Origin of the sequence: Mycoplasmoides alvi ATCC 29626 (genome assembly GCF_000701785.1) — a bacterium.
Taxonomy (GTDB): Bacteria; Bacillota_I; Bacilli_A; order Mycoplasmatales; family Mycoplasmoidaceae; genus Mycoplasmoides; species Mycoplasmoides alvi.
Genome location: NZ_KL370824.1, coordinates 145,949 through 158,240, shown reverse-complemented (window position 1 = coordinate 158,240; position 12,292 = coordinate 145,949). Strand labels below are relative to the sequence as shown.

Genomic DNA, 12,292 nt, shown 5'->3' with positions numbered 1-12,292 from the left:
AAAAAAAAAAAAAAAGCATTTTATTTGACAAATTAGATTTATTGCTTATTTAATATTTAAAACTTTATCCTTTTGTTTTGGTCAAGATGTTTAATAAATATTTCATTAGAAAGTAAAAATATTTATGATTAAAAAATTCTTATAAAAATTTTAAACATTAAATAAATTAAAAACAAATTTAACTTTTTGCTTAAATCAACTAAAAATTAAAGCTAAATTAAAAGTAATTAAACATTTAACCATAACGTTAAAAGATTTTTTTTAAAATGTAAAAACCATTAGCAAACTTAATGTTTAAACAATGAATTAAATCTATAACAAATTTTCGAAAAACAATTTAAATTGACTTATTAATACATATAATCTTAATTTAATTATTTTAAAAGTAGTTTAAAAAATCAAAATTAAATAACTCTTTTTAAACTAAAAAAATAATTTAATTAAACAATATTATTTCTAGAATAAAATTTTGTGTTTGATTTTGCGAAGATGAAATATTATTAACTGCTTCAATTGCAAAAGCGCCACCAACAATTGCACCAATGGCAAAAATAATTAAAATACAACTAACTAATATTTTTACTCACAAAGGCAATCCATCAAGTTTAGATTTTGTTTGATAAGAATAGACATCCTTAATAACTTCATAGTCATTACCATCTTTTTTATTTTCATCAAAATCGAATTTTTTTGTAATAACTACTGGTTCTAATGGTGAATTATTATTATTATTATTATTGTTGTTATTGTTGTTATTCATCTTGGTTAACAGCTTGTCAATATAGAGTTCTTAGTAAGACTGCTTGACCTAAACCATTAATATCTGCAGTTCCAGCAATATCCATATGAACTAAATCAATTCCCTCAGTAAATTGAGTTAAAAACATTGCTGCACTACTTGAACCTGCTCCTGGTTTTGGAGCACAATTAACTAAATCAGCCAATGAAGAATCTAGCATTCTTAAATAATCCTCATGTAATGGCAAACGTCAAACTGGTTCACCAGCTATTTTGCTAGCACGATGAAGTGCTTTTCAATGAGCATCACTAGTTGCTCAAACACCACTATAAGTATTACCTAATGAATAAAGCATTGCTCCTGTTAATGTTGCAACATCAAAAATCCTTGTTGCTTTTAAATCTTTAGCAGCATATGAAATTGCATCTCCTAAAACTAAGCGACCTTCTGCATCTGTATTGTCAATTTCAACACTTTTACCATTGTAAGCAATTACAATATCATCTGGTCTTTGGGCAGTTGGGCTTGGTAGATTTTCAGTTAAAGGAGCAACAGCAATAACATTAGTTTTAATTTTATTCTTTGCAAGTGCTAAAACAGTTGCAACTACAATAGCAGCACCTGACATATCATACTTCATTGTTCTCATGTGTGCACCTGGTTTCAAATTCATGCCACCAGAATCATAGGTAATTCCCTTGCCAACATAAGCAAAACGATTTTTAGATTTTGGATTATTTAAATATTCAACCACTAACAAACGTGCTTCGCGAATTGAGCCCTTATTAACTCCTAACAACATACCCATTTTCTTAGCAGCAATTTGTTTTTTATCTAAAACACTAATTTTAACATTACTTATATTTTTAAATTCTTTTTTAAAGCGTTCAACAAATGTTTCAGGATATAAAACATCTGATGGTGTATCTTGCAATTCACGAACTAAAGTCATCGCTTTAGCAACATTTAAAGCAGGACCAATAATTTTTTCATATTTTTTATTAATTTTTAAGATAAAGTTTGGTTTGTCAACTTTTTTAGTTTTTTTAGAAAATGGGGTGCTTTCTACAAATTCAACAATAGCAACAATTAAATTAACAATTTGTTCAGCAGAATCATTGCCAATAACATTAATAAAACTATCTACATCAATAACATTTGTGTCATATTGTGATACTAAATAACTTTTAAATTTTGTATAAAAAACATCACTACAAAATGGTAGAACCACTTTAAATTCTACTTTTCCTGGTAAATCATTTTTTTTATCAACACCATAACCTTGTTTTGAATCAACTTTTTTAGCAACAATTGTTTTAATTGTTTTATTTGATGTTATGTTAATCTGCATATGCTAATTTTATCCTAATATAAACATGAAAATTTATTCACCGAAAACATTATTTTTTTCATTATTTTCTTTAATATCATTAATTGCTACTTCTGTAGTAATCATTAATCCTGCAACACTAGAAGCTTTTTCTAATGCAGTTTTAGTAACTTTAGTTGGATCAATTATTCCACTACGGATCATATCAACATACTCACCAGTTTCAGCATTAAAACCTATACCAACACCTTGATTTAAAATATAATTAATGGTTTTTGAACTATTAAATCCTGCATTTTCAATTATTTGTCTAGCAGGTGCTTTCAAAGCCTCACGAACAATGTCATAACCAATAGCAACTTCACGATCACTAGATGTTAAGTAAGCAATAGAAGAGATACTATTTATTAAAGCAATTCCACCACCAGAAACAATACCTTCTTCTACAGCAGCTTTGGTAGAATTCAAAGCATCTTCAATCCTTAATTTTAATTCTTTTTGAGCAATTTCAGTTGCCCCACCAACACGAATCACAGCAACACCTTGAGATAATGAAGCAATTCTTTCGCGCAATATTTCAGCACTATATTTGTCCTCATTGCCAATAGATCTTAATCTAGAATCTAATGTTTTAATATGGTTTTTAATAGCATCTTGGTTATCTTTACCACCATCAATAATTGTTGTTTTTTCTTTGCCAACAGTAACTTTACCAGCAGTACCAAGATGTTCCATTGTTACATTTTTCAAATCAACACCAATTGCAGAATCAATTAAAGTTGCACCAACAGTAATTGATAAATCTTCTAAAACAGCTTTTTGTCGTTCTCCATACTCATTACACTTAACAGTAATAACATTTAGTGTTCCTCGTAATTTGTTAACTGCCAAAGTGGTTACAACTTCATCACTAAAATCTGTTGAAACAATTACTAAAGAATCATTAGATTCCATGCAAGCTTCAAGAATAGGAACCAATTCTTTAACAGTATTAATTTTGTTAGCACTAACTAAAATTTTAGGTTGTTCTAAAACAGCAACCATTTTTTCATGATCTGTTACCATGTAAGGTGAACCATAACCGCCTTTAAATTCTAGACCTTCAGTTGTATCTAAGGTAGTTGTTAAGGTTTTTGCATCATCAATTGTAATCACACCTTGCTTACCAACAATTTGCATTGCTTTAGCAATTAGTTCACCAATTTGTTTAGAACCTGATGAAATAGCTCCAACTTGTGCTATTTCATCAGAAGTTGTAATTGATTTTGAAGCTTTTGTTAAAGCTTGAATTATTACTTGAGTTGCTTCTTCAATTCCACGACGAATATTTACCGGATTAGAACCACTATTTATTGCATCAACTGCCCGATTTACCATTTCTTGAGTCAAAATCGTTGCAGTTGTAGTTCCATCACCAGCAATATCATTTGTACTAATAGCTGCTTCAGCAATTAATTTAGCACCCATATTTTCAATTGGATCAGATAATTCAATTTCTTTAGCAATTGTTACTCCATCATTTGCAATTAAAGGAGCTCCATATTTTTTTTCTATTACAGCATTTCTACCTTTAGGACCTGCTGTAACTCTAACTGCATCAGCTAATTTATTTAAACCTACCATCAAACGGTTTCTTGCATTTTTTGCAAATGTTAGTTCTTTTGCCATAATATTAATATAAACCTACTCTTTGTTAAAAACTTCTATTTTAAAATAAACTAATTGCTTTCTTCAACTGCAACAATATCTTCATATGATAAAATTTTGTAACTTTTATTATCACTATCAATAATATTGGTTCCACTATATTCTTTAAAAAAAATAACATCACCAACTTTTACTTTAAAAACTACTTGAGTGTTTTTTGCATAAGCTAATCCATCACCAAGACTTACAACAACACCTTTTGTAGTATTTGAATTTTCATCATTATTTGTTGATAAAATTATGCCTTTTTTGGAAATTTTTTCTTCTTCAACTAATGGTTTTATTAAAATGTTATCATGTAATGGTCTAATCATATAAATTATTAACCTTTCACAGTTACTAGTTTGCTATTAACCAAGACAATACTTGGTAATCTCGACTTAATTATACCAAATTTTTTATATTTATTAATAGCCCTTAAACTAACCTCTTTTCATAATTTTTTTGCCATAGTTAAATCATCAACTTTGTAGGTAAAAATCCCATAATCAATACCATGACTAGTATAAACTTTATCATTGTCTGTAATTATGATAACACCTGCTGCTAAACGAATATTGGAAAGACTATAAATTTCATTTTCATCATTTGTAAAATGAACAATAAATTCATAACCAAATTCACCATTAACAACAATTCTTTTAGGACAAACTTTCTTAGCAATACTATTGACAATTTTACCAAATTTAGTTTTACTAATTTTTCCATTAGAATAATAATAAGTTGTTGCTCTTTCATAATCAAATAAAATTTCAGATTGCTTATTAATAAGTTGCATTACATTTACAGCTACCAATGGATATAAACCATTTGCTGTTTCTCCAGATAACATTGTTGCATCAGTACCACGATCAACAGCAAAATAAACATCAGTTACTTCGGCCCTAGTTGGTTGAATATTTTTTTCCAAAGAATCAAGCATTTGTGTTGCAACAATAACACGTTTATTTTTAAAGCGACATGCTTTAATAATATATCGTTCTCAATGTGGAACTTCATAAAAAGGTATTTCTAATGATAAATCACCCCGTGCAATCATGATTCCATCAGAAGCATCAATAATTGAATCAATATTTTTGATCGCATAACTAGATTCAATTTTTGAAATAATTTTAATATGTTCAGCATTATGCTTTTTTAAAATAGTTCGTACTTTTTTAACATCTAAAGCATTGTTAACAAAAGATAAAGCAAGATAATCAACTTTATTCTTAATTCCAAATAAGATATCAGCTTCATCTTTTTTTGACAAAAAAGGAATTGAATAATTAGCATTTGGTAAATTAATGCGTTTCCTACTTGTAATTGTGTGAGTATTTTGAGCAACACAAGTAATAATGTTATTTTTGTAATCAAATTTTTTTACTATTAAATGCAATTTTCCATCATCAACTAGAATGATAGAACCAACCTTTAAATCATTAATCATATTGTAAGTGCCAGTTGAATCACTTGCATAAAATGATTGTTTAGAACCAATTATGTTTTTAACAGTATAAATTTGGACTAAATCATTAGTTTTAATTTGACATCCTTCATCAACAACACTACCAACTCTAATTTCTGGTCCTTGAGTATCTAACATAATTGAAATTGGTATTTCTAATTTTTCTGCTACATCACGGCAAATTTTTATTCGAACTAACTGTTCTTCTTGATTTCCATGACTAAAATTTAATCTGATTGTTGTAACACCATTTTTTAAAATATTTTCAATATTTTCATATGCTTTTTTCTTTAAATCTTTGTTCTTTAAATTTTCTAAGTCACTAAGAGTTCATAATTTTTGAGTTAAAGATGGTCCGCAAGTTGCAATAATTTTTGTTCTTTTTAAATGGTTCATGATTTAAATTTTTTCCTGAATGCTGTTTAATTTTTGAATTTCTTTTAAATGTTTTGGTCTTTTTAAATTAAATCCAATCTTAAAATCTACATCAACAATTTTGTCATTTTTAATTGAAACAATTCGATTGTTTTTATTTTTGCTAATTAGATCAATTGCATACATACCCATTTTAATTGCTAAAATACGATCCATAAAATTGGGCATTCCGCCGCGCTGCAAATAACCTAAACGATTAATATTAGTTAAATGACCAGAAGTTTTTAAAATTGAAGATGCAATATCTTCTAAGGTAGGATTGTTATTAGCTCCATACATTCTTTCTGTAATAACAATAGTAAATGTTCTTCTTTTTTTGTTTTTTGTAAATGCATCTTTAACTTTTTTAGCAATTTCATTTGGCTGCATAAAATTTTCAGATGTAATGATTAAATCAGCACAACTAGAAATGGATGAATACATGGCTAAATCACCACAATAACGACCCATTACTTCAACTAATCCAACACGATTATGAGAAATAGAAGTATCTTTAATTTGACTAATTGCTAAATCAATTGATTCTAGTGCAGTATAAAAACCAATTGTTCAATCTGATGAGGCAATATCATTATCAATTGTTCCTGGCAAACATATACAATTAATTCCAAGTTCAGATAATAATTTAGCCCCCTGATAACTACCATCTCCACCAATAACAATTAAAGTATTTATAGATCTTTTTTTTAAATTTAGTGCAGCTTTTTGTCTAGTTAGCAATTCTTTAAACTCTAATAATCTTGCAGAGTATATGAATGAACCCCCTAAAAAAGCATTCTTTTTTACTTCCTCATAATTAGCAATAACAATATTATCTTCAACCAAACCTTTATAACCTTCAAATACTAAATAAGGTTCATAATCATAGTATAAACACTGTCTAACTAAAGAATAAATCGCAGTATTCATTCCGGGGCAATCTCCACCAGATGTTAAAATAGCAATTTTTTTCTTATTGTTTTTTTTGATTTTTTTATGAATAATTTGCTTCATTGTAAACAATCTAAATCCCAATTTTTTAAAAAACAAAAATGTTATTGTTTAAATTAAATACATAAACTTGATACATAATAAATATCTAATTAATTATAAATTCATTAAATATTAATCTAATATTAATTTTATTCACACTTAAAATCACTATCAAATATTAAGTAAAAATCTAATTTTTAAAACAAAAAAATAAAAAGGAATTAATTTATTATTTAATAAAACCTTTAATTTTGTTTGAAAACATTTGTATAGTTAGCATAAAATGGATATTCATTTTTTGAAATAATTTCTGTATCCTTATGCTTATTTGCAAATCCAATTAGCAAATTATTTTTATAAAAAATAATTTCAGCAATTCCTATTGTATCTTTGGTTATATTAACAATTAAAAAACCACGATTTTCTAATTCTTTGATGGTTCCAGAAGTACGTTGTGAAAAATTAAACAATTTTTTTAAATCATTTGGTTTTTTACTTAAAATTTCTTTAATAGATTGTTTTTTCTCAGTTGGTGTAAAATTTTCATCATTTTTTAAATTTGAATGACCGATTTCATATCAATCCAAAGTATCTATAATACTTGCTTTGTTATTTTTATCAATACTTGATTCAGAAATATAGTAATAAATTTTTTTGTTAAAAGTATCATAAACTTTATACCATGTAGCTTCAATTTTATTAATACCATCAAAACTACAAATTATTTGTTTATCTATCATTGAACCACTATCAATAAAAGTAAAACTATTTAATGACATTAAAAATTTTTTGGATATGTTTTTTGCCACTGGTAAATTATCATCTAAAATGATCGAATAAATATTTTCATTATCAAAATAACTTAAAATTTTACTTTGATTATCATAAGTGAAGTTAACTAATGTAGGTGTGAAATAAAAAGCACCTCCAGAAATAAATTTAATTCAATAAAATTTATCTCTAATAAAAACTCCTCATTTTTCATCATTGTAAGTTGCACCATTAAAAAAAACTAAAATTTTATTTTCTGAAAAAAAATTGCCAACAAAAGGTTTAGAAAAAATTGGAATATCAGCTTGTTCACCAGTTGTATAAGAGGAACTAATTAGATTTGTTTCAGATGAAATTATAGGTGTTGCATCATATAAACTAGTTGAATCATCATTTTGAAAATAATCAAATTTACAATATAAATATTCGCATACATTTTCGCATAAATAACCTGGGCCAGCAAAAAGTGAATAGTAATTTTTTGAATTTTCATCATATGATATTGCAACTGTATGAAATCAAATATTCAAAGGTTTTAAATCGCGTTTATGAACAAAATATGAATATTTAACGGATGAAGTTCTAGGTAAAAACAAAAATCATCCAGGTGTAAAAATATAAGTTGAACTATGAACTCAATCAAATTGATGATGCATTACATTAGGATAATAAATTTGAGATTTATCACCAAACGGTACTGGATTTTGAATAGCAAAATCCATCATAAATGCAATTGATATAGCTGCTTTTGTTGTTAATGAATCTTCATCAGATGCATTTCCAATATGACCATCTGGATATTGAATTGTATATGAGAATTTATTCTTAGATTTATATTGTTCATTTATTTCATATGCATGATGAAAATCTGATGGTGTGTGTCAAAAAACACTACTTAATTGATCATGCAAAAACATATCATTGTCTAATGCTGACATGCATGATTTATATTTTTTGTTGTAATATGCATACAAATTTCCCATTTCAATGTCAGGTCCTAGTTGCGAACTAATTAGTGCAAATTCATCTTCGTTTAAATTTTCATAATTATAAGCAAACAACTGACCATAAAACAAATATTGATAATATCCACCAGCTCCATAGTAAATATGATTGTTAATATCCTGTTGATTTTTAGTTGAGCAAAAAATACCTAAACGATCAAAAAAAAGTAATCCTGCATATTGTTTAATTGGTCCTGGAGAAAATTGATCAGAAAATTCTGGATAAACAAATTCATAGTAAGGATCATCTAAATCTGATGAAATAATATCATTATCAACATGAATTTTAAAAATTTTGATAGATGGAGCATGATCTAAATTAGTTTTAACAACATCATCAAAATAAATTTGAGATGAATTATAATAATCATAAACAATGTTTAAAGCCTTTGCTAAATTACTTATACCAGCTAAAACAAAAAAAGTATTTTGATTTTTTCCAGGAATAATATTTGTTGTGTAGTTCAAACTAGTATCAATGTTTTCTACATTTGATAGTAATCAGTTATTTATGATGTTAAGATGATCATCAACTAAACCAACTCCATAAAAATTTGTTTTACCAATTTTTTTTGTTGTTAAAACTAATTTTTTAGCTTTTTGATTATTATTTTTAGATACATCAAGACCACTAAAGTTATTAATAGGATTTCTTCTTATAACAACATTTGAAAAATCACTATCAATTGATTTTTTTGTTTTATTTAGTGATAAAGAAGATATTTTTTGGTGATTAATTTTTTTTCGATCTTGACTGATAGTAAAATAATTAAAATACAATAATGAAATTGTTGATAATGCTACAATAAATACTAAAAAAAATGAAATAAATAGTTTTAAACTAAACCTTAAATGCTTAAATTTTTTTAATTCATTTTTAGATTTATTAATATTCATACAAATTCAATCCATTCATAAAAATTTAAAGATAAAGATTTAATAACTAAATGTTTATGTATAAGACAATAACACAAAAAAGAATTATTAGTAACTTTATTTAAAAAATTTAAATAATTAAAATCTATTTAAAATAATTTAATTCTTAAATAATCTTTTTTAGGATTAGAATTAAAAAAGTATTCTTTAAATTTTTAAGTTAACAATTTTTAATTTTAAAAGAATACAAAGATTTAAAGCACTTGGTTTTTGCCTTTTAAATTTAAAAATAATTAGCAAATATAAATTACTTAAATCATATAAATTAATGTGTGAATCTCTTTAAATGAATAAACTTTTAGTAACCAAAATACCTTTTTTTAAAAAAACTTTATTTAGTTTTTTTATAGTTGCTTCTTCAATTAACATTGGAATATCTGCAAGCAATCAAAATTTGTTGCATAGTGAATTTTTAAAAAATGAAAAAATGAATTATTCTCAAAATAATTTTGATCTTTTGCAACAAAATAAATTAACTTCAATAAAAACAGAATACAAAAGAATTGAAACTAATATCCCAATAAATGAAGCATTAGTAATGACTGATTTAGAACCTTTTTGTACTTTTCAAGTTACAAATTACAAATATTTAAGTAATGTTAAAGCTAAAATTAATTCCTTAGATTTAGCTGAAATAAAAGATTATGGTAATGGAGAATTTGAAATAAAAGCACTAAGAACTGGTGTTGGTTTTTTAACTATTAATGCAGATGAAGTTAAGATTCCGTTTGTAACTAAAATTTCAATTGGTCCATTTAAAAAAGCTGATATCATATACTTTTCAGAACATTTTATTGCTTCAAAAAGAGGCTGTTTTTGATACTCATATTCATATCCAGATAAAAAAGTAATTATTAAACATCTTTTCAATGATATTTGATCAAAACCTCAAATTGATGATATTTTATTTCAAACTTCAATTATCCTTGTAACAAAATATGGTATTTTCAATACAGAAAAAGGTATCAAAATATTAAATAATGAATTTCCAAATAATATAAAAAAAGATGAAATTATACAAGTAACACCTTATATGATTGCAACCACTAAAGGTATTTTTAAAAATGATGGATCAAAGCTTCTTGTTTATGAATTTACTGGATTGGTTAGAAAAAGTGATGTTATTTTAATGGGTGGAAAAATTATAGTAACAAATAAAGGTGTTTTTAATAGTAATGGCACAGAAATTTTAATAGACAAATTTAGGGTTCCTGGAAAACTAAATTTACTTAATTTTTTTGACATTAGTTCATCTTACTCTCAAACCTTGGTTGCAACTTCTGATGGTGTATATAATTCAGATGGTATTCAAATATGCACACCAGATATTTTATCCAACTACAGAACAACTGTTTTGAATCAAAAAAGTTTTTACAAAATAACATATGCATATATTTTTACTTCATATGGAATATATTGATTTGCTGGAAAATTTCAATCAATGCCAAAAAATATTATAGATAAATTTGACTGCGGAATCGTTGCAACAGATGGAATTTATGGATTAAAAGGTAAAAAATTTGGTGAATCTTTGTATCCAGGTAATATATCAAGTGATGATATTCTTTTATCAAATGGCTCTATTGTTTTTACTAAAAAAGGTATTGTTGAAGTAGGTTTTTTATATGAATATAAAACTGCATTAACATATGATTCAATATATGCAGTCAATTCACTTGAAAATAATTATCCTGGAAAAACATATGTAACATACTCAGGTTTATATACTTCTACGAATAAAAAAATGAATCAAGTTTGTGATATAACTAGTAAACCTATTCAATTATTAAAAAATGAAATTGTAGAAATTAACGATAACAATATTATCACACCATATTCTTTAATATTTTTTGATACCTATGATCCAAGGAAATCTTATGAATTTGATATTTTAAAACCAAATGAATTGCATTTTCCAACAAAATCACCATCAAACTCTGAAACTATTGTACCAATTGATAAAACTTTTTTTATCATTTCGATTTGACTAATTATAGGCATGACAATAAGTTTATTAATACTAATACTTTATGGAGCAATAATCAAAATAAAAAAGATTATTAAAAAATAAATTTAATAAAACTAAAAAATTAATTTGTTTTCAACTAATATCTAGTTACTTATAAATTTCATATTTTTTTAATAAAGTGGTAAACGCCACTATTATTATTGTCCAAATCAGTAATGAATGTGGCAGCATCTTTAACAAATTGGGCTGCATTTGATAATGCAACACTATATTTTGCTATTTTGAACATTGGGATATCATTTCCACCATCTCCAAAAACCATAATTTGACTTGGATCAATATTTAATTTTTGCATTAATTTAACTAATCCGCTACCTTTATCAACCATAGGTTTACCAATATCAATTGAACTAGAAGTGCTTTTTGCCAAATATAACTTATCTCTAAATATTGATTTAATTTTATTAAATACCACATCTTGCTCCGAACTAGAAACCAAAAATTTAGTAACTGGATCATGAAAATTGTAAAAATTAATACCATCTATTTTTCATTGATAGTTTAATGGAAGTTTTTGAATAATTTCTTTTCATCTATTTACATGCGCAAAGTCATTAGGAAATGTATAAATTTGAGTAGAAGTATACAAATAAAAATTTAATTTTTCTTTTATTAAATAATGAATTAATTCATTAACAACATTTTGATCTATAAATGTTGAATACAAAATCTCATTACCATCAAAAATATGGGCACCATTACAAGCAATAATAGGAATTGTTGGTTTAATTTCATCAATTTCTTTCTGAAACATAAATGAAGGTCTACCAGTGATAATTGAATGTTTTAAATTTAAAGATGGCAATAAAGTTGATAATTTAGCATTTTCATCAGTCAAATAGCGTTCATTATTAACTAATGTCCCATCTAAATCAAATAAAAGATACTTAACATCATTTCGAATATTATCAAAATTCATAAA

9 protein-coding genes are annotated in these 12,292 nt (G+C 25.6%); 1 reads left to right on the top strand and 8 read right to left on the bottom strand.

Annotated elements, in window-relative coordinates:
- Positions 1 to 436: 436 nt before the first annotated feature.
- The 7 genes from T383_RS0102825 to T383_RS0102795 form a co-directional block, all read right to left on the bottom strand.
- The gene (locus T383_RS0102825; RefSeq protein ID WP_033160153.1) at positions 437 to 760 is read right to left on the bottom strand and encodes a hypothetical protein; all 324 of its coding nucleotides are present in this window, start codon (positions 758 to 760) and stop codon (positions 437 to 439) included.
- Complete coding sequence (locus T383_RS0102820; protein ID WP_033160152.1) at positions 753 to 2,090, bottom strand: leucyl aminopeptidase; 1,338 nt, start codon at positions 2,088 to 2,090, stop codon at positions 753 to 755. The genes T383_RS0102825 and T383_RS0102820 overlap by 8 nt, the downstream gene beginning before the upstream one ends.
- A 33-nt stretch (positions 2,091 to 2,123) precedes the next feature.
- Complete coding sequence (groL, locus tag T383_RS0102815) at positions 2,124 to 3,737, bottom strand: chaperonin GroEL (protein ID WP_033160151.1); 1,614 nt, start codon at positions 3,735 to 3,737, stop codon at positions 2,124 to 2,126.
- 50 nt (positions 3,738 to 3,787) lie between these two features.
- Positions 3,788 to 4,090, bottom strand: a complete 303-nt coding sequence (locus tag T383_RS0102810; protein WP_033160150.1) for a co-chaperone GroES — start codon at positions 4,088 to 4,090, stop codon at positions 3,788 to 3,790.
- A gap of 8 nt (positions 4,091 to 4,098) precedes the next feature.
- The gene (gene pyk, locus T383_RS0102805; RefSeq protein ID WP_033160149.1) at positions 4,099 to 5,622 is read right to left on the bottom strand and encodes a pyruvate kinase; all 1,524 of its coding nucleotides are present in this window, start codon (positions 5,620 to 5,622) and stop codon (positions 4,099 to 4,101) included.
- Entirely contained in the window at positions 5,623 to 6,651 is a 1,029-nt protein-coding gene (locus T383_RS0102800; protein ID WP_052664042.1) for an ATP-dependent 6-phosphofructokinase, read from the bottom strand.
- 224 nt (positions 6,652 to 6,875) lie between these two features.
- Positions 6,876 to 9,302 carry a hypothetical protein gene (locus T383_RS0102795; RefSeq protein ID WP_033160148.1) on the bottom strand — a complete coding sequence of 809 codons (2,427 nt, stop codon included), beginning with the start codon at positions 9,300 to 9,302 and terminating at the stop codon, positions 6,876 to 6,878.
- Between the two features lie 325 nt (positions 9,303 to 9,627).
- On the opposite strand from T383_RS0102795, the gene T383_RS0102790 reads away from it, so the two are divergent.
- Positions 9,628 to 11,412: a hypothetical protein gene (locus T383_RS0102790; RefSeq protein ID WP_033160147.1), complete on the top strand. Its 1,785-nt coding sequence runs from the start codon at positions 9,628 to 9,630 to the stop codon at positions 11,410 to 11,412.
- A gap of 49 nt (positions 11,413 to 11,461) precedes the next feature.
- Here T383_RS0102790 and T383_RS0102785 read toward each other — a convergent pair whose 3' ends face one another.
- Positions 11,462 to 12,289 (bottom strand): HAD family hydrolase, encoded by an 828-nt coding sequence (locus T383_RS0102785; protein WP_033160146.1) that lies wholly within the window; start codon positions 12,287 to 12,289, stop codon positions 11,462 to 11,464.
- Positions 12,290 to 12,292: the final 3 nt, after the last annotated feature.